Genomic DNA, 21226 nt, shown 5'->3' with positions numbered 1-21226 from the left:
ATTTGCGGGTATATCAAACAGTAATGGCTTTTTTAGCAATTCTAAGCTGAACTGATTATTTTAGGCTTTTGATCTGCCAATAAACCCAAACCCATCGATGAAAATAAAAACCATACAGCTTATATTTTTTCTGTTCCTTCATGCCATACCCTTGTTTTCCCAAAACAGCCTTGAAGACCCCCCCCTGGTATTTCCCCGGCAATTTGTCCATCCGGGTATGCTCCAGAGCCAAGCCGATCTGGACTACATGAAAGACAAAATAAATTCGGGAGAAGAACAATGGGTGGCTGCCTACCAGCGGTTGCAAGAAGCAGCTTCCCTGGATTTTCAAGCAGAAGCCTTTACGCATGTAGTAAGAGGATCTTACGGCAGAGAGGGTCAGGGCCATCGCGAATTGTCAGCCAGCGCTATTGAAGCTTACAGGCAGGCTTTGCTTTGGTACATTTCCGGCGATAAAGCACATGCAGAGAAAGCCATTTCCATACTCGCTGTCTGGTCCGAAAAATTATGGGACTTTGATGATAATGATGCCAAGTTGATTGCCGCATTGACCGGACAGCATTTTCTGAATGCCGCTGAAATACTTAGGTATTCCTATGAGGACTGGCACGAGGAAGACATCAAGGCATTTGAACAGCTGATGCTGACCGTTTATTATCCTTATATCCGTGATTTTTTTACAGAAGCCAATGGCAATTGGGATGCTGCCATGATCCATACCATGCTTTGCATAGGTATCTTCACAGACAGACCTGATATTTTTAAACGGGCAGCCGAACGCTTTTACTGGGGTCCTAACAACGGAGGCATAACCAAATACATTTACCCCAACGGTCAAATCCAGGAATCCACCAGGGATTGGCCACATGTGCAACTGGGCCTGGGCGAATTGGCCAAAGCGGCACAGGTAGCATGGACTCAGGGCATGGATTTTTATCAGGTAGCAGACCAAAGGCTGTCCCTGGGCTTTGAATATACTGCCAAGTACATGTTGGGAGAGGATGTACCAGTATATGGATCCATTTCTCCCAGAGGCAGAGGGGAGTTCAGAGATATTTACGAGTCCGTTTACCAGCATTACACCAGTTTTAAAAATGTGGAGATGCCTTATTCCGGTAAAGCCATTGAGAAAACCCGGCCATCTACTTCCTGGTATTTCCTGGTATCCCACAGGGCTCCATCCTCCTCCGGGATACATACAAGCTCCATTGATCCTTTGGAAAATGCCCGGCCGCTTACCGGAGCGATGGAAAATCCGGACCAAAACAAAAAGGAGCAGGACCTGGTCGTTAGCCCCGGAGAATCCATTCAGGAGGCTTTGGATAAAGCGGCCGGCACAGGAAGAAAAGTTTTTTTACAGACAGGTATCTACCCATTGGAATCAACACTACTTATCCCTGGGGAAACCCATTTGGAAGGCTTGGGCGAAGCTACCATTTTAATCCTTGAAAAGGGCAAATCGGGATTGACCATGGGCAACAAAGACCCGGAGATAAACAATGTAGTCATCCGGCATTTGGTGTTGGAAGGAGCTGAATCGGTAGATCCCGGGACTGACCCCAACCAGGGCCGGAGGGAAAGGGCCCGGCAGTCGGCTTTAAGACGGGAAGGTTTGGTTTTTTCGGCAGAGAATGAAGGGCAAATGCAAAACATTCAATTGGCTCACGTCACTGTAAGGAACTTTACCAAGCATGGAGTTTCCATCCGTGGAGCCAAGGATGTGCAGCTCATCCAATGTGATTTCAGCGACAACGGGTCAAATGTAGTTCCCGGAAAGGGACTGCACCATAACCTTCACCTGACAAGGGTAGAAAATGTTCAAGTTACTGATGGAAGGTTTAGTAACTCTCCCTGGGGTAGCGGTATCCACCTTTCTTTTGGTCTGAATGTTAAGCTTAAAGGAAATGAAGCCGCCAGAAACAAACTTCATGGTATTCATGTCACAGAGAGCAAAAACCTCTTTTTGGAAAACAACCTCCTTGAAGGAAATGACCATCATGGCTTGTTTTTGGACCATTGGATCGCAGGTACAAATGAATTTGATGTAATAAATAATACCAGCAGAAATAATGGAGGCGAAGGCATCCGCAATTCAGATGAAAACAAGGGAAACATAGGATATAACTTATCCATAGACAATAAATCTGATATGGTCTATGGAAAATCCACCCGGGCTTTCCACCAAAAATTTCAACAGCTTTATCCCTTGATAGAATTTGATGAGGGAATACGGGTAAAACATCCTGATGGTACCGGTAATCCACTGGTAGTCGCCCGGCAACTGCTACAGTATTACAGAGAAAGAGACGCAGTGAAACATCCTGTTGACAGACAGAAAATGAAACAGCAGGAAATCAAGGCCAGTGAAAAGGACATGGAAACCGCCAACAATGCCCTGGCCCATATCATGGTAGGGCAGCCTGCCTATCCCTCCTTTTTTGTGGGGGAGGACATTGATTGGGCAAGCCGGCCCGTAAGTGATAACGAATGGGTTTGGCAATTGAACCGCATGACCTTTTGGGAAGCCATGGCAAAGGCCTATTGGCATACAGGTGAGGAAAAGTATGCCAGGGAATGGGTCCTTCAAATGATGAATTGGGTAGAAAAAAACCCAAGAGATGAAGCACATCAATTTGCATGGAGATCCATCGAAGCGGGTATCCGTGGCCACCGGTGGACCAACCTTTTCCAGTATTTTCTGGATTCTCCTTCCTTTACCCCAGAAGCGCTGGTTAGCTTTTTACTTGCAGTCCACGAACATGCCGATTATCTCATGAGCAAATACTCTGCAGGCAGCAATTGGGCGCTGATGGAGGCAGAAGGCCTGGCTTTTATTGCCATGAGCTTTCCGGAATTTAAAGCATCAGAGGTTTGGTTAGAAGAAGCAGTAAACAGGTTCAATCAGGAAATCGATAATCAGGTCTATCCTGATGGCCACCAAAGGGAGTTGGCTTTTGGTTACCATATGGGCAGTATCCGCTGGTTTTTACGCAGTTATGAAATGGCCAAAATGAATGATCTTGGCCACCTTTTTTCCGATGATTACCTCCGGTTAATAGAAAAAATGTGTGAGGTCCCCATGAAACTTGCCTTCCCGAACGGTACCACACCCCAATTTGGAGATGCCTGGACCGGAAAGCCAGATCAATATTACGGCCAGCTGAAGGAATGGGCCGCATTATTTGATCGTCCCGACTTTCTGTACGTAGCCACTGAAGGACGGCAAGGCCAAAAACCTGATGCAACCGCTTTCGCTTTTCGGGAAAGTGGCCTGTATTCCATGCGAAGCAGTTGGGACCAGGAAGCCATTTGTATGGTTTTAAAGTGTGGTCCTGATGGTGGTGGCCACAGCCAACCCGATAATAGCACCTTTGAACTGTATGCCGGGGGGCGAAACCTTACTCCCGATTCAGGAAGTTTTATCTACAGTGGAGATCCTGAAAACCGTTCCTGGTTCCGGCAAACAAAAGTCCATCAAACACTGACCCTGGATGGTACAAATGCCGCTTACGCTCCCCAATTATTACTTTGGCGACCGGGTGAGAAACACGATATTCTGGTAGTAGAAAACCAAAGTTATCCCGAACTGGCTCACCGCAGGGCCGTAATTTTCGTTAATAAGTCATTTTTTATCCTTATCGATGAGGCCATAGGAAAAGCCACAGGACAATTGGACCTCAACTTTCAATTAGCGCCAGGAAAAGCTGATATGAATGCCACTACCCTGTCAGCCAATACGAATTTTGAGCAGGGCTACAACCTTGCCATCCAAGCCCTTCCCCAGGATGGACTCTCACTCGCAGAGGCGAAAGGTCAGGTTTCTTTTGTTTATACAAAAAAAGAACCCCGGCCCGCTTTTTCGTTCCAGATGGAGAAAACAAAAAGCAATAAAAGGTTCATCACCACCCTGATTCCGTACCAAATGGAAAAACCGGAAATACAAGTTGAAATTTTGAATGGATCCCGCCCGGGAGCCAGAAACATGCGTCTCAGCGTTAAGTATCAAGGAAAAAGTGAAGTCATCCAATTTCAATTTTAAAAAACAAAACCTGAAAAAAATCCAGCCATGAAAAAATATCTTTGGTATAAAGTTGTCTTTTTGTTCTCGGTTTTTTGCTTTAGTCTGACTGAGATTCATGCCCAGGAAACAAGGCTTCCAGAACTACCCTTTCACCTGACGGCAAAACCCTGGCAGCCCTCACTTCAGGATAAATCAGCCTTTTTAGATGCCATTGCAGCCACCTGTCAGGTTGTAGCCTTACACCAGAATGCATCAGGAGCCATTATTGACCCATACCTGAATCGGGAACACCAATATGCCACCCCCTATTTTGCTTTTGCTGTTGGGGTATTGTTGAAAGCGGGAAGAGGAGAAGGTTTAAAAGAAGCAGGCATCCTTGCCATGGAGCACAGTACCGGCAACTTTGCTGTGGGTACAAAGTCCATTCCTGATGAGCATGGAGAATTCTTTATCAGCCCTTTGGCCCATGCCCTGGACCTTTACCGACCCCATATTTCTTCCAATAAATACCAATTATGGGAAGATCGCATGAAGACACCACTGGCTGTTGTCATGCAGAACTTTGATGGCAGGATCAATAACTGGAGGACCTATGCCATGAAAGGGGAATGGAGCCGTGTAAAATTGGGTTTGGTCGATAGAGATCAGGCAGTTGCCTTTATCGAAACAGCCTGGCATGAGCTTTCTCAGCGTGTAAGGATAATGAGTGACAAGTGGAATTTGTACCAGGATTGGAGCAGTGCCCCCCAATCCCTGGCTGTGGAAGCAGTAGGCCGGGGCAATCTGATTGGTCTGGTAATGGAAGGCTATGATGGTCCGTCTGCCGAAGAAATGAAATCTGCTATCCGGAGAGGTACACAAACCAGCCTGCTTCTCCAGGCCCCGGATGGCCAGGCACCCGCCAACGGCCGGACGGATAACCATATCTTCAACGATGTGCTTTACCAGCTGGCGTTCGAAAGTCTGGCAGAAGATGCGCTGAGTGAAGGGGATAGCTTGTTGGCAGGCCAATACCGACGGGCAGCCAATCTGGCTTTCAACAGTATTTTGAGGTGGCAAAGAACTGATCAACCTTGGGAAGGGTCTTTTTATATTACCAAAAATCATTTTGAACCGGGATTAAGGGTAGGGTACCAACCTGCAAGTCAATGGGGAAACTATACAGGAGCCACGATCCAGCATCTTTCTGAGGCCTGGTTGAGCAGGCAATCGGATATTTTAGAAGAACCGGCTCCAACTGAAATTGGAGGCTATGCCCTGGAGACGGACGATAAATTTGGGGCCTTCTTTGCCAATGCGGGGGGCCTACAGGTGGTGGCTAACCTGCGTGGTGCGAGCATTCCCAAGTACAACCTGAGCTGGACCCCATTGGGCGTAATCCGGTTCAGCAAAAAAGGATGGGATGCCAGACTGGGGCCTTCAGATGGGGAGCATGACCTGAAAGCCGGTACCCGCTACATGATGAAAACGGGAAGCGGAGATACGCTGGATACTTACAGGAGATTAAGTGGAGTGACATTCGGACCGGAATGGGTAGAAAGAGATCATTGGGTTAGGATCGCTGATCTGGCGGCCAATTATCAGGCCATACCCGAAATACATTTTGTTCATCCCCTGTTGGTTAAATTTACCTTGCATTATTCCTATGTCACTGGTAGAGGTGGCCCTTATTTTAAACAACATTTTACCCTCACTCCAGATCTGGTCGTAAGCCGTCTGAGCAGTCCTCAATCCTTACCCTACGGCCTTACAGTTCCCCTTCTGGAAAATGACGGTAGACCGCTCCAAACCGGAATGAATGAGAAGATGGTTTATACCGGTTACGAGCAGGATGGAGACCGGCAATATTTTATCAGCCTGAACAAGGAGGCTCAGATCCATTCCGATGCGGAGGCCATCCGAAGCACCTATGGCTGGCTTACGCCGGTAAGGTTTGAAAGTAAAGAACCTTCAGTAGACCTGATGGTTTATCCCAAATCCCCTGAAAATCCGGATGCCAGTGATTTGTTGGCTTCCTTTTCCTGGACTGAAGATGGCTTTTCCACGGCCATGGCAGAAGTTGGGGAAAAATCCTATATCGGACTGACTGCGGCTGGAGGTGAAGGAAAGGAGATGGACCTAAATGGAGATGGACTAGTCGATGTAAGCTTCAATAACAGCTGCCAATTTGTGCTCCAGCTGGAAAACAACAAAGTGATCAGGGCAGAAGCAGACAGGGAAGTAATCCTGAATTATCAGGGGGAGGAATATCATCTTCCTGCCTCTCAACCAATTGACCTATAAGCTGATGATGGAAAAAATCTGTGCTAATCTGCGTATATCTGTAGTGAATGTTTTGTCTATTCTCAAAAAAATATCCCAAACTATCTGCTTACTTTTGGCGTTCTGAATTCATCAACGGCTGTGGAAATAAATCAACTATGAAATACTCATGTTCCTTTTTAATTTTGACTTTTTCGTGCGCAATTTACCTTTCCTCCTGTACAAGCAAACTGGATGCAGGAAATATGGATCTGGAAGCCTGGAAGGAAGACAGGAACGGGTGTCTGGGGTTAAGGATTAAAGATGTTGAAGAATTGCAACGGATAAAAAACACCTTTCTGGCTAGTTACAATCAGGAAATCATCAAGACTTTTGGCCGCCCGGACAGAGTTGAGCTGGTGGATAAAAGTCAAAGTTTTTTTATTTATTTTCTTGAACCCTCTGATAAATGTGGCGTAAAACCAGAAAAAGAACCCCTGAAGGTTCTTTTTCGCCTAAATGCCATTAGCAAAGTGAGTGAAGTGACCATTACTTCACTTAATCCATAAAACACAAAGCTGCTGCCCCAAGGGTCCCGGCATCATTTTCCAATGTCGCACGCTGCATCGTCAAATCAGAAAGATAATAAGGACTTAAGTATTTATGAATGCATTTTTCCATACTGGGCAAGATGAAGGGAAGGGCTGCGGAAATTCCTCCTCCGAAGTAAATTTCATTTACGTCCAGGATACGGATGGTGGACACGATGGCTTCTCCCATGATTTCTCCAACCTCAGCAAAAGTTTTCAGTGCAACTCCATTGCCGTTGTTGGCTGCAGCTACCAGTATATGCATGCCCAATTCCATTTGGGATAATTCTCCCGCATCATTGGGAAACGTATCCAGCATGCGCTTTGCGATATTCAGGATACCGTTGCGGCCTATCAGGGGTTCGAGGCGGCTATTTCCTCTGGACAACATGTGCCCCATTTCCATGGCATTTCCCCTTACGCCCTTAAAAACCTCTCCATCAATGATAAGCGCACTTCCTATTCCGGTACCCAAAGTAATGAATAAGTAACTATCAGAGTTATCGCCCGTCCCAAAATGCAATTCACCAACTGCTGCAGCACTGGCATCATTTTCCAAATGAAAGATAATATCTGGAAATTTTTCCAATAAAGCTCCTTTCAGGTTGAAACCATTTAATTCTCCAATGGCAGGAATTTCAAGGGTGGTGGTGCGGTCCTTGCTGACCAATCCGGGAAGACCGATCCCGACATGCCTTACCTCAGGATATTTTTTCAGGTATTTCCCTACGGTTTCCACAAATCCCAAATTAAACCCCTGGGGGTGTTTTCTTAGTGAAGCTGTCTCTTCCTTAGCAAATTGAATGATGTTCCCTTTGGTATTGACCAGTCCTATTTTTACATGGGTACCTCCTACATCAATTCCTAAAAAATTTTCCGTTTTCTTATCCATTATAATTTTTTCAATTTAAAGGTATCATATTTTTCCCGAGGGGAATTTCTTCTATTACCAAATCGGTAGGTTTGGTAAAAATATAGGTTTTTCTTCTAATTTCGCTATTTAACCCGATAAAGGAATAAATAAAACGGATATGCTGACCTAGGCCAAATATATGCCATCCTCTTTGATAATGATTTTTTTCTTCTTGTACAACTGGCCTATACATTGCTTGAATTGCTTTTTGCTCATAGCCAGTGTTTCCCGAATGACCTCTGGGTCGGATTTATCATTCAATGGTAAAAAGGCATGTTTCTCCAGGGTTTCCAGAATCGCAGCTGCTCCTTCTTCAAATTTTTGTCTGCCTATTGGTGTCAATTGCAAATCAATCTTACCATCTTCCCGGACTTTCTTTACAAAAGCCCTGACTTTATCACCAGCCTCAAGGGGCTTAAAGGTTTCATTGCCATAAATTAATCCCTCATAAAACCCGTTGATCAGCGCCTTAAACCCCAAATCCGTATGGTCAAATACCAAGGCATCCACTTCCTGCCCCACTTCAAAAATACTGGTATCTGACAAAATAAAATCTTCGTATTTACTCACTCCCAGCAGTCGGTTGGTTTTGTGGTCTATACAAACCATGACCAGTACCTTATCGCCTTTGCTGACTTTTTGGTGCATTTCTGAGTTGGGAAGCAGCAAATCTTTTTCCAGACCCCAATCCAGGAAAGCGCCTATACCTGTTACCTCCTTGACTTCCAGAACAGCAAACTGATCCAATAATGCCAGGGGCTTATCCGTAACGGCCACCGGTCTGTCCTCGCTATCGGTGTAGACAAAAACTTCAAGTACATCCCCCTCGTTTTCCGCACCACTTAAATAGCGTTTAGGAATCAATACTTCCGTTTGATCGCTTAACATTAAATAGGCACCATTGTCCGTAAACCGGTTGATGGGCAGTTGGTTGATCTTTCCTAATTCCTTCATGTTGTTTTTCCGTGTGGATTCCTATCATTTCACCATAAATCCTGCACAAATGTAATGATTTTTACAGTTTCGCACGGGTTTATAAAAACCGAATAAAAGGGCATCATCACCTTCAAAAACAAATTGGGTGTAACCTGGTTTCGATAGATCTGCAAATACAATTTCAAAAATTGCTTTACGGAAAAGACTATTTTCAAAAAAGTCGTTTTTTTTTTAATTTTTAGATAATTTTTGAGGTCAAAATGAGAATTAAGCATAATTTGGTTTTCTTTGTGATCAGAAATTGACTGGACCTTAGCCAAAACTTTACATGGAGCCTATTATTTATGCCATCAACGATATCATCTGGAGCAATGCACTGATTGTTCTTTGTTTGGCTGCCGGAGTATATTTTTCCATTATCACCAAATTTCTTCAAATCAGGTATTTTAGAGAGATGGTCAAACTCCTGTTTGGAGGAGAGTCTTCTGACAAGGGAGTGAGCTCTTTTCAGGCCTTTGCCATTGCCATCTCCGGAAGAGTAGGCACCGGAAACATTGCCGGAGTGGCCACTGCGATTGCCATGGGAGGTCCGGGCGCTATTTTCTGGATGTGGATCATCGCATTTCTGGGAAGTGCATCAGCCTTCATTGAGGCCACACTTGGTCAGATGTTCAAGGAAATCAAGGGAGGCCAATATCGGGGAGGTCCGGCCTTTTACATCGAAAAAGGCCTTGGCATCAGGTGGTATGCCATGCTTTTTGCTTTTGCCACCATTCTCAGCACTGCATTTTTCCTGCCTGGGGTTCAAAGTAACAGCATAGCCCTGAGCGTAGAAAATGCTTTCCAAATTCCGGTATGGGTAACTGGATTGGTAATTTGTTTTTTTCTGGCCCTGATCATTTTCGGAGGTGTCAAAAGAATAGGAAAAGTAGCCCAGATCGTTGTACCCTTTATGGCTGCCGCCTATATCCTGATGGCTGTGATCATTATGGCACTAAACTTTACAGAAATTCCAGGGGTAATCAAACTGATCATTTCTTCTGCATTTAATATGGATGCTACTTTTGGAGGAATATTTGGCATGGCCATTTCCTGGGGAATCAAAAGAGGGATTTACAGCAATGAGGCCGGTCAGGGAACAGCCCCACATGCAGCCGCAGCCGCAGAGGTAAGCCACCCTGTCAAGCAGGGACTGGTTCAGGCTTTTTCTGTTTATGTGGACACCCTTTTTATCTGTACCGCCACCGCTTTCATGATTCTCTTTACGGGACAATACAATGTAATCAATCCCGAGGGCGGCTTCCTTGTTGAAAATTTACCCGGAGTACCGATTGGTCCTGAATTCACCCAATTTGCTATTAGTGAACATTTCCCCAATCTTGGGCCAGGCTTTATTGCCATCGCCCTGGCATTTTTTGCCTTTACTACCATCATGGCTTATTACTATATTGCAGAGACCAATCTGAGTTTTTTACAAAGAGACAACAATCAGAAATGGCCACTGTTCTTATTGAGGGCACTGATTTTGGTTGCCACCTTTTACGGTACCATTCGTACTGCGGCCCTGGCCTGGACCCTGGGCGATATCGGTGTAGGCATGATGGCCTGGTTGAACATTATCGCTATTTTTCTATTGAGAAAGCCTGCCATGGCAGCTTTGAGGGACTACATGGAACAAAGGAAAAAAGGACTGGACCCCACCTTCAATTCCGACACCCTGAATGTGGAAAATACGGAGGAATGGGATAAGATCGATTAATTTTTATTCGTTCCCCATGAATTAGGAAATTGAATTACCTATTTTCAATTCCAAACTTTTAACCCGAATTTTGCAAAAGGAATTCTATACAAGGGCGTACAAAGATTGTAGCCTGAGCCCGAGACAAAATCAGTCTCTTCGGTGCAGGTTTTTTGTGGAGCCTCCAAACTCCCTGGCTTTATTGCAATTTCAACCTTTCCCACTACAGAAAAACTAAAACACAATCCAGGTTTAACTTTTGGTAAGATATTTGAATTGGTTAGAATTATTTTCTTATCTTTTTAAGAATAATAAAAACCAAAACCAAAGGCATGCAACAAACCCTCTCTCAACCCAGTCCAGGTAGTCTTTTATTGTTACCCATTCTGTATGTGGTATGGTCTGACACCCTTATCAGCGATCAGGAACTGACAGCTTTAAGGCGATTTTTAAAAGAAATTGATTGGCTCAGTGATGCGGACCGGAAGTACCTGAAAGAAAAATTAAGCCCTCAATCACCACCTGACCGGGAGGAATTGGAATCATGGTGGCAAACCATCAAAGGAGCGGTGCAGGAAAATAAGACCTATCCGGATCTTTCTGCTATTGGCATTGATTTGCTTTCAAAAGATGCCCCTGAGGAAGCACATACTTTTCCTTTGGAAAAGGTGAAAAGCGAGTTGGCAGCCTTGGAAAAACAGCTGGGCATAGTCGGTAAATCAGCAGCCCTTATTTTTAAATCGGAACACCATAATATTTCCACCAGCTACCAAACCCAACAAGGGTTTGATGTAGGGGAACTGACTTCCATTTTGGATGGAAACAGAAAGCCACTTATCGATGAATTGAAAGCATTTATTGCCACTAAAGAATTTGATTATGTCCAACCTGATGATTTAGAAAAATACAGAAATCAGGTATTGAACTGGTGTAAGATTTTGGCTGATGAGGGATACGGTGCTATCGGATTTCCTGAAGCCTACGGTGGTAAAGATGACATGGAGGGCTACTTTACGGTAATGGAGACACTTAGCTACAGGGATTTGAGCATGGTGATCAAATTTGGAGTTCAATTTGGGCTTTGGGGCATGAGCATCCTATCCCTGGGAACAAAAAGACACCATGATCGGTACCTCAGCAGCATAGGCAAGCTTGAACTTCCCGGATGTTTTGCCATGACGGAAACAAACCACGGATCCAATGTTAAAGGCATTGAAACAACAGCTGTCTATGACAATGAAGCCCGGACATTCACAATACATACACCACATATTAATGCACGGAAAGAGTATATCGGCAATGCAGCCATGCATGGCAGAATGGCAACAGTTTTTGCCAAATTGATTATAGGCGGCAAAGATTATGGCGTCAGCACCTTTGTGGTACCTCTTAGAGATCAGGAAGGAAATATTCTCCCGGGAATTGGCATTGAGGATTGTGGCAGAAAAATGGGCCTCAACGGAGTAGACAATGGGTTGATTTCCTTTAATCAGGTGGTCATACCAAAGGAAAACATGCTGGACCGGTTTTCTTCAGTAGACGAACAAGGTAAATTTCAAAGCCCCATCGCAGGGGATAACAAACGTTTTTTCACCATGCTTGGCACCCTGGTGGGCGGAAGAATAGGCATACCCAGATCGGCAAACGCTGCTTCAAAAACCGGTCTGACCATTGCGGTCAGGTACGGGGACAAACGCCGTCAATTTGGTCCTGAGGGAGGGGAAGAAATACCCATTCTCAATTACCGCATGCACCAGCGAAGACTGATTCCCTTATTGGCCAAAACCTATGCCTGTCATTTTGCCCTGGAGTACGTTACGGCCAGATTTTTAGGACGCAAAGAGGAGGAAATGCAAGAAATCGAGGCTCTGGCTGCAGGAATGAAGGCTTATGTGACCTGGCACAATACCGCCACCTTGCAGGAATGCAGGGAAGCCTGCGGAGGAAAGGGATACTTGTCGGAGAACCGGATAGATGCCTTAAAAAATGATACTGACATCTATACCACCTTCGAGGGAGACAACACTGTATTGCTCCAGTTGGTGGCCAAAAGCCGTTTGAGTGCCTACAAGGAGCAATTTGAGAACATGAATATTTTTACGATCATCAATTATGTTGCCTCAAAAACAAAGACTAGTATCACGGAAAAAAATCCGCTGATTATCCGGAATACCGATGAACATCACCTGTTGGATCCTGACTTCCACCTAAGTGCGTTCGAATACCGGGAAAGCAGCATTCTGGATTCGGCGGCAAAAAGGCTAAAAAGGCTCATGGATGAAGGTATGGATCCCTTTGATGCAGTCAATGTATCCCAGCACCATTTGCTTACCCTTGGGGAGGCCTTTATTGAAAGGGTCGTGCTTGAAAAATTCCAGGAGAAAATAGCCAGCGAAAGTGACCCCGAAATTAAAAAAGTGCTGAAAAAACTTTGTGACCTTTTTGCCTTATACCAAATGGAACAACACAAGGGTTGGTATCTGGAACAAGGCTATATGGAAGGCGTGAAAACCAAGGCCATCAGAAAGATGGTCAATCAACTTTGCTGGGAAATACGAAAGGATGCTGTGCCCCTGGTCAATGCCTTTAACATACCCGATTCATGCCTTTCAGCCCCCATAGCCATGTAATTTTAATTTATGGAGGAAATTATTGTATTTTCCGTTCTGGGCCTTTCCCTGATCTTTTTTATTTGGGGTAAATTAAGGTATGATCTGGTGGCACTACTTGCCCTGATCATCCTGGCCATACTTGGTTTAATTCCTTTTGAGAAGGCATTTCTTGGTTTTGGACATCCTGCGGTGGTCACAGTAGCGGCGGTTTTAATCGTCAGTAAAAGTTTGGAAAATTCCGGAATAGTCAACCTCATAGTGCGGGTAATGGACCGTGTAGGAAGCAATATGACCCTTCAGGTGGCATCCATGTCCGGAATTGTGGCTCTATTATCAGGTTTCATGAACAATGTGGGTGCCTTGGCCATATTCATGCCTGTGGCCATTCAAATAGCCAGAAAAAATGATTATCCGCCTTCCCTGGTATTAATGCCCATTGCTTTTTCCTCCTTGCTTGGGGGATTGACCACCCTTATCGGTACCCCTCCCAATATTATTATTGCTGCTTTCCGCTCCACCAACGGAGGACCGGCATTCGATATGTTTGACTTTGCTCCTGTTGGTGCAAGCCTGGCTATTTCCGGATTGGTTTTTATTTCCCTGGTTGGCTGGCGATTGCTCCCTACCAGGAGGTCGAAACAATCCGGTGAGGACTTATTCCAGATAAAAAACTATATCACGGAGGTGAGGGTCACTGCCGATTCTGATTTAGTCAGTAAAAACATTCATCAACTTACAAACAATAAAGACTTCGATATCAAGGTACTGGGAATCGTCCGTAAGAAAGAAAGGATCCATGCTCCCGGACCCTACCACATGTTTAAGGAGGATGATATCCTTATTCTGGAATCCGGTACCGAAGACCTGAAAGAATTGGTCAGCAACGCCAAGCTTGAAATGGTCGGGCATGATGATTTTATAGATTCGGTCAAAGACAAGACGGAAATCACCATCACAGAGGGAATCATTCAAGCGGATTCTCCTTTGGTAGGCCAAACGGCTGCCAACCTACACATGAGGTCCAGATATGATGTAAATTTGTTGGCATTGTCCCGGGGAGACAGGACCATTATCAAAAGAATAGATCATGAGGTCTTCCGCTCAGGTGACGTATTGATGCTGCAAATGCGAGAGCAGAGTCTGTCTGAAACACTCGAAGAAATGAAATGCCTGCCTTTGGCTAGTAGAAGTCTGGACATTGGAAAACCAAAAAAAACTTTTTTGGCCATCGGCATATTTGTCCTGGCAATCGGTACTGCAGTGGGAGGTTGGTTACCGGTTGAAATAGCATTTACTTTAGCGGCAATGTCCATGGTATTTACCAAAATACTTCCTTTAAAGGATTTTTACAACAGTATTGATTGGCCTGTCATCGTTCTACTGGGTGCCATGATTCCGGTTGGGGAGGCTTTCGAAACTAGCGGAGCTGCCGGTTCAGTAACCAAACTGATGTTGGTATATTCAGACACTTTCCCTGCCTGGTCCATGTTGGTGGTCATCATGTTGACTACCATGTTACTTTCCGCTTTGATCAACAATGCCGCTACTGTAGTATTGATGGCTCCTATTGGTCTGCAGATTGCTTATAGCATGGAGCTTTCAGCTGATCCCTTTTTGATGAGTATAGCCGTTGGTGCATCCTCCTCTTTCTTAACCCCCATTGGTCACCAATCCAATACATTGGTTATGGGACCGGGAGGATATCGGTTTTCAGATTACATGAAGCCAGGATTACCTTTAACCCTGCTGGTACTGGCTTTGGGGGTACCCCTGATCCTTTGGATTTGGCCACTTTAATGGTAGAAAGAATATTTCTGAGGGCCCAATAAACGCTACCAAAAGTCTCAAAGGTCTGGAACTCAAGCGGACGGTCCATCGGATGATGAAACCATGCATTTTTTCATTCTCCGGCTATTTCTGAGGCATACAATTTAAAAACCGGATTGGGTCGGTGGCTGGACTCCATTAATGCTTTCAGTTCTTTTACCCGCTCCGGCTGCTGAGCGGCCAGGTTGTTTTGTTCTCCTGGATCTTCGGCCAGGTTGTACAATTCAATGGGAGGATTCGGATCTTTATTCAGGTTGAGCCGTATGGCTTTCCAATCACCTTTTCTTATGGCTTGCTTTCCTCCCTGTTCGATAAACTCCCAATAGAGGTACTCGTGTTTGGTTTGGTCCTCCGATTTTCCCAAAAGCGCAGGAGCAAACGAAATACCATCGGTATTGTCAGGTACTGCTGCTCCGGTAAGGTCTCCGATTGTGGCATACATATCCCAAAAAGCAGAAGGATGATCGCTGCTACCCGGAGCAATTTTACCGGGCCAGTTAGCAATCATAGGTACATGTATACCTCCTTCATAAAGATCCCGCTTGTAACCCCGGTACGGGCCATTGCTATTGAAAAAATCAGGATCCGCTCCACCTTCCATATGAGGTCCGTTATCCGAGGTGAACACCACAAGGGTATTTTCTCTCAGGCCCAGCTGGTCCAGTTTTTCCAGAATCTCTCCGACCTGCTTATCCAGCAATTCGACCATGGCCACAAAAGCTGCCCTGGGGTTTTCTTGTGACATATAACCTCCTATTTTATAGGCAGGTCCTTCGTCCACGCCCTTATAGGGTGTTTCTTCAAACCGTCCGAGATGTTCTTCCATCTGTTGCTCCGGAGCAATCAACTCGGCATGCGGAATGATGCTTGGAACATACAGAAAAAAAGGATTTTCCTGATTGTCTTCGATAAATTTCAGGGTTTGCTCGTGAATCAGGTTTGGTGCATAAAGCCCCAGGTTTTTGCCGGCATTTGCTTCCAAAACCACCGAATCCTGGTTGTCCCAAAGGTGATAGGGATAGTAATTGTGTCCCATGCGCTGGCAATTGTACCCATAAAAAACATCTACTCCCTGATTGTTTGGATCTCCTTCCGAACCTGGATATCCCAGGCCCCATTTTCCAAAGGCTCCGGTGGTGTAGCCTGCATCTTTGAGGGATTCAAATACCGTAAAAACGGAATCCGGCAAAGGGTACTGTCCTTCAGGCTGTATTTCGTAATTGCCCCTAACTGGAGCGTGACCGGTATGCAAGCCGGAAACCAGCGTGCTTCTGGAGGGGGCGCAAACGGTAGATCCTGAGTAGTGCTGGGTAAAGAACATTCCTTCTGCGGCCAGTTTATCTAAATTCGGCGTCTCAACGTATTCCTGCCCCGTGAATCCCAGGTCCCCATATCCCAAGTCATCGGCCAGGATGTAAACTATATTTGGCTTTGCAGATTCGGATCCTTCGTTTTTTAAGCGATGCTCCGTGGCCTTTTCTGAACAGGCGAAAGAAAATAGGAAAAGCAGAAAGTAACAAAATATTGGACGCATGGATGGTTATTTTAGAGAATCGTATAAGTAACAAATTACTAATAATTTCTCCAAAAAGAAAAGCACTCTTCTTTCAGTCGCTCAGGAACCAACGACAGGGTCCTATCTACCTTAGAGTTACGCGTTAAAATCATATCATTCAGCTAGATAAATTCGTATTGTATTTTGTTAAAATCCCATTTGTCTTTCTGGTATTAGGAGAAACAATCAGCATGCGTCAACGAACCAGGAAGTTATGATGGTTTTTCACTTCGTTGGCATAGCGGATGAGACTAAGTAACTCCCACGCAGTAAAGGACACGCCACTTATGAGTGCTTTGGCAAGAGGATTGGGAACCATTGCGGTCAATTCAGGGACACAAGAAGCCAGGTTCGCCACAAACTTGATCCCACTATCCGTCTTTTCCGAATTGGAATCGGTCATTTCCAATCCAAATACGGTAATAAACAGTGCCGCATGAAGACCTCCAAAAACGGTCATGGCCACACCTGAAAACTTATCTAAAGCGGCTGAGTTGACATTCAGTTTATCGGAAGCGATGAGCCCTTCCAGTACAACCGGGAAAAACTGAGCTGCCCATATGGCCTCTTCAGTTGCCGCAGCCGGCGCTGCTGGGTTGGATTGCAGGGCAAAGGTAGAACCCAACGGGAATTGGGTAAGCTGAAAAACGCCATTCAAGGCAAATGTTACTCGCTTTAATCCGAGAGATGGGATTTTAGTTCCATTCACAATGGTGTTGAAAATACCGCTGATGGCAATAAAACCGAGAAAACAACCTCCCAGCCCTAACGAGGCCTTCTGTTGAATGACTAACTGCCGGTCTCTCTCTGCCTGTTCTGGCGATATTGGCTGTAGAGCGGCGCCAAGAACATTCCGGTACCTGGAAAGCTCTTCTCCGTAAAAGGGTCCCTGTTCAGACCCGGTCGCCAACTTATAAGTTATCGTGGTAGGGATCGCTCCCAATAAAGCTGAAAGGCTGTAGAGCGTAAGCTGAGAGCCATTGCCCTTCATGATGACATGTTCATAAAGGCGGGTAACTAAAGGAATATCCACGCGGTAAGCCAGCATTTTATCCAGCTCTTCCAGCAAGAGGGCCAGTTGATCAAAGAACCATTCCAGTCCGGCTATCATTAAGTCAAAAAGATTATCTGCAATGGTTTCAAATAATTCTATCAACCGATCGACGATTACCTCCATACTGAATTCAGTCCCGGAGAACAGGTGGAGGTTGCCGAGAGCCCCATTGATATGCTCTACTTTGGTTGTATGGTCAGTGTGAATTTTATCTAGTTGTTGCTGGGATTGACCAGGATCTAGCCCTCCCCCCTCATCTCCGTCCAAAACGGCATCCTTTCCGTGTGATCCCACCATATTTTGGATATAAGTACCTTTTACATTCGATCGCTTTCCGGGAACAGCATCCTCCTTTATAGCCGACTTGTGTTGGTTGGCGCTGGACTTTAAGTTTTCAAGCCAATTGTGGGTCTCCAGTTTAAGGTTTTGTGTCCAGGCAACGGTTTTCGTTTTGGTCGTCGCGAGATTTGCACGAGTGGATGTCATTACCGACTTTAATAGCTCTTCAGTGAATTGCTGCGTCTCCAGGATATCCTCCCAGTCAAATAGCGCCTTGACAAAATTTATAGCTCCCTCGACGGTGGCACCCACCTTGGCAAGGACTCCTTTTACCGCCTCTACGGCATGTTGTACTGTATGTATGGCAAATGCTGTTACATTATTCACAGCATCCGTGATGTAAATAACAGCTACGCGAATGGTTTCTTTGACCGATTCATACACTTGTTCCACGGTGTGCACGACAAAACTTACTGCATCTTTGATAGCGGTAAACAGATCGAAAAAACTTCGGACTCGATTCTCCTTGTCAATTGCCGCAAGTAAATCCGCATAGGAAGTGGGTGCAACATCCCGTTTTCGTCCGTCTACGGATGTAAGCAACATGCGGGTAAAGTCATCTGCGTAGCTAAGGTTATCGGTAAGGGCAAAGTAGCGTGTACGGTTTCCCGGTGATGTTTCCCTTACCGAAAAATTATTCGTGCCTGTTTTATGAAAGCCCCAGCTGGGAAGCTGGTTGACTGAAAGGGAACGACTGATACTGTTTTGGCCTGCCTCCACGGCATATCCTGCAATCACATCGGACTGTAAGTCATATGCTTCTGGAGAAGCCACAGCACTTTCGTATAGCCGCTTGTCAGGTGGCGTGACGACTTCCCGCAAACGATCCTGCACCGGACGCACCACAGGGGTGTTGCTCTGTGGAGATTTTTCGGTTGCTACGCCCATAAAATGACGAATCGCCTGCGCCACATGGGGTGCAGACTCCCTTTGTTCCTCAGATACCATTGGAACCGGGTCTCCACCTGCTTTCATGACCACCTTCTTGTTTAGCAGATCGTCCCCCGTTACCTGAGCCAACTGATGGTGAGCTTGTCGGTCAGGAAAGATCAGCAGCGCGTGGTCAGCAGACATAAACGGTGCCGTGATCCGTAATACAGGAGCGATCAAATCCTCAGCCGCCAGCGCAAAGCTGATGCTTCCACGGGAATTGGTGGTCAATGCCCGGGACTGCCCGATTGCAATGGGCTTGGCCTCGGTCTTCCCCGAATCCTCAATTAAAAGATTTGCCGACTGAAATGGATTATTTGGTTCGGCCTGTATGCTTATCGACAAATCAATTCCGGTAAGCGGATGGTCTGATTCATCGTAGGCGGTCACCAGAACCCGGTAGGAATTCCGCTCGGTTATTTGCTCCTCGTCGAAGTGGTAATCCTCGAGCAGACTGACCTGGGCAACCAGATATGGTGAGTTCACGGGCTCGAGGTCAATGTCCGATGGTAAATTAAACTCTGGTTTGTCTACGGGAAATGCATGCCGCCTATTACTGGACGTATCTCTCCCCAGCGAGTTCTCAAAAGCCCAACGACCGATGAGCCCGAATTCGCTTCCATTTAGGAAATGGTACATTCTGTGTCGGATCTCTCCTACCGGCAAGGCTCGGTTCCACAGGCGAATCTCTGCAATATCTCCCTCCATATACGATGTCTCGCCTACCGAGCCACCGAACTGCAGGTACAATTGATCCAGTGAGGGCAGATGGGCAGGATCGGAAACAGCAGCAACCAGGACTTCCTTTCCATCCCAATAGCCGTTAACAGCCGTACTGGAAATGGTGATCGCCAGGTGATGCCATTCACTGAGTTCCAAGTCATTTACTTCTAATGTAAAGCGATGGGGTTGACTACTGCTTGGATCGGTAATAAGAAGGATAAGCACTTCTCCCTGCCGAGCTAAGGAGAAATTAATTACATTACCGGCGTCTACATTCCGACGGCCGAAACCAATATATCCGTCAGTAGTGATTCGGACCCACAATTCAAAGCTGAACTCCACTCCGCTAAGATTTGGATAGGCCAATGTCTGCATGCCTCCTTTTGCAGGACCTATATGAAGGGTATGCATTTTTGCCAGGCTGGAAAGCAACGGGTAGCCAGCGTTCGGATATAGAATGGGTGAAAAAAAAGTACTGGAACCGTTCTGTTCCTCATGAACGCCAATTGCCCCGAGGGAATTGTAATACACATTGGAAGGGTCGTTGGGGTGAGGGATCACCCCGCGGGAAAATTCGGCTATCTCATTTGCCTGTAAGGGACGTGACCAGAAACGAAGTTCTACCAGATCTCCGGTAAAAACCGTATCATTGGCATCGGTAGCTTGTTTGGCACCTAAAAGAAACGGCTGATCCGGGATCACCCCATCAATCACGTAATTTGCCGGAGGATTCCGCCCGGGTTGCCCGTTAAGGTAAAACGTAGTTGTTTTGGCCGTCGTATCCTCCACGATTGCCACATGATTCCAACTACCAGTTCCTAACTGATGCCCGGAACTGTAACTACCCAGACGAAGGTTTGTCGGGTCCTCAAGAATCCATTGACTGCCTCCATCATTGGGATGGTCCGAATTGGAAACATTCCCATAGCTAATGAGGACGCCTGTCTCTTTTTCACTACAACGAATCCAAAAAGCGACACTACGATCTTGCGTAGGGAAATGGGCAAAAGAGCGCTCAAAAATGATTACCGGATTGTTATCCGTCCTGATTTTTTCCATTGCAGGATAATATGGCTGAACAGTATCCAACCATTTACCTTGCCGCCGGTCGTAATGAAAATCATCAAGAGGCAAATTCATGTAAACAGCGGCCGTATCCGGTATTTCCCCCAGGGCATCGAGATTGATCCTTTCTGCTGAAAGCACTTCCCTGTAAACATGGAGTTCACTTAGTGACCCACGCGCTTCCTGAAGGTCACCAAACTGTCCATCCTGTGAAAGGTCCGGTGCTGCATTACCCAGGTACAGGGGGCCGGAGGAAAGAAAACCCATGGCTTTATTGTTGCCGTTGACGAGTTGGATTGTTTCCGTACCCAGCCATACAGCATTGATATAGCAACTGATCGTGTACCCATCTGGTGTCTGTTGAAAAGTTAGGGCGATGTGATGGGATTCACCTTTACCGAAAAGTGGATAGGATGCTACCGCAAAGCTGTAATCAGCCACTGCAAAATTGAGTTGGATACTTCCAGACTGAATTTCAATATCCAGAAAGGTCTCCGTATCATCATAGCTGTTTCCGGTATCGTAATTGCCATAAAAAAGCCGTGTGGATTGGTTGGCCCAAAGCGAGATACTGCAGGCGTCTGTATGGAATTGCTGCAATGCTGAGACGAGAAAAACCTCGCCTCCGAGTTCTGTGATGGGTTTGGTTGGCATGCGATAAGTTTGTTTTATTTGAGGCAAT

Annotated in this window: 10 protein-coding genes; 6 read left to right on the top strand and 4 right to left on the bottom strand. The window is 45.8% G+C overall.

Going from position 1 to position 21226, the window contains the following annotated elements; all coding sequences use genetic code 11:
- Nucleotides 1–97: 97 nt before the first annotated feature.
- The 3 genes from HUJ21_RS22560 to HUJ21_RS22550 all read left to right on the top strand — a co-directional run bounded on the left by HUJ21_RS22560 (nt 98) and on the right by HUJ21_RS22550 (nt 6831).
- Nucleotides 98–4039, top strand: a complete 3942-nt coding sequence (locus HUJ21_RS22560) for a heparinase II/III family protein (RefSeq protein WP_291373046.1) — start codon at nt 98–100, stop codon at nt 4037–4039.
- A gap of 27 nt (nt 4040–4066) precedes the next feature.
- On the top strand, nt 4067–6304 hold the full coding sequence (locus HUJ21_RS22555) for a hypothetical protein (RefSeq protein ID WP_291373044.1): 2238 nt from the start codon (nt 4067–4069) through the stop codon (nt 6302–6304).
- 137 nt (nt 6305–6441) lie between these two features.
- The gene (locus tag HUJ21_RS22550) at nt 6442–6831 is read left to right on the top strand and encodes a hypothetical protein (RefSeq protein WP_291373042.1); all 390 of its coding nucleotides are present in this window, start codon (nt 6442–6444) and stop codon (nt 6829–6831) included.
- Here HUJ21_RS22550 and HUJ21_RS22545 read toward each other — a convergent pair.
- On the bottom strand, nt 6821–7744 hold the full coding sequence (locus HUJ21_RS22545; protein WP_291373040.1) for an ROK family protein: 924 nt from the start codon (nt 7742–7744) through the stop codon (nt 6821–6823). The genes HUJ21_RS22550 and HUJ21_RS22545 overlap by 11 nt on opposite strands.
- A 147-nt stretch (nt 7745–7891) precedes the next feature.
- Nucleotides 7892–8719: a S1-like domain-containing RNA-binding protein gene (locus tag HUJ21_RS22540; RefSeq protein ID WP_291373038.1), complete on the bottom strand. Its 828-nt coding sequence runs from the start codon at nt 8717–8719 to the stop codon at nt 7892–7894.
- A gap of 310 nt (nt 8720–9029) precedes the next feature.
- Here HUJ21_RS22540 and HUJ21_RS22535 point away from each other — a divergent pair, with 310 nt between their 5' ends.
- From HUJ21_RS22535 to HUJ21_RS22525, 3 genes are all read left to right on the top strand, one after another.
- Complete coding sequence (locus HUJ21_RS22535; RefSeq protein WP_291373037.1) at nt 9030–10460, top strand: alanine/glycine:cation symporter family protein; 1431 nt, start codon at nt 9030–9032, stop codon at nt 10458–10460.
- Between the two features lie 311 nt (nt 10461–10771).
- Entirely contained in the window at nt 10772–13069 is a 2298-nt protein-coding gene (locus HUJ21_RS22530; protein WP_291373035.1) for an acyl-CoA dehydrogenase, read from the top strand.
- A 9-nt stretch (nt 13070–13078) separates the two neighbouring features.
- A complete protein-coding gene (locus HUJ21_RS22525) occupies nt 13079–14848 on the top strand; it encodes an SLC13 family permease (RefSeq protein ID WP_291373033.1) in 1770 nt (589 codons plus the stop codon).
- 103 nt (nt 14849–14951) lie between these two features.
- Here HUJ21_RS22525 and HUJ21_RS22520 read toward each other — a convergent pair whose 3' ends face one another.
- Both HUJ21_RS22520 and HUJ21_RS22515 read right to left on the bottom strand, forming a co-directional pair.
- A complete protein-coding gene (locus HUJ21_RS22520; RefSeq protein ID WP_291373031.1) occupies nt 14952–16412 on the bottom strand; it encodes an arylsulfatase in 1461 nt (486 codons plus the stop codon).
- 217 nt (nt 16413–16629) lie between these two features.
- Nucleotides 16630–21198, bottom strand: a complete 4569-nt coding sequence (locus HUJ21_RS22515) for a LamG-like jellyroll fold domain-containing protein (protein ID WP_291373029.1) — start codon at nt 21196–21198, stop codon at nt 16630–16632.
- Nucleotides 21199–21226 lie beyond the last annotated feature (28 nt).

Origin of the sequence: Cyclobacterium sp. (assembly GCF_014762705.1) — a bacterium.
Taxonomy (GTDB): domain Bacteria; phylum Bacteroidota; class Bacteroidia; order Cytophagales; family Cyclobacteriaceae; genus Cyclobacterium.
This window is presented reverse-complemented; position numbering and strand designations above follow the sequence as displayed.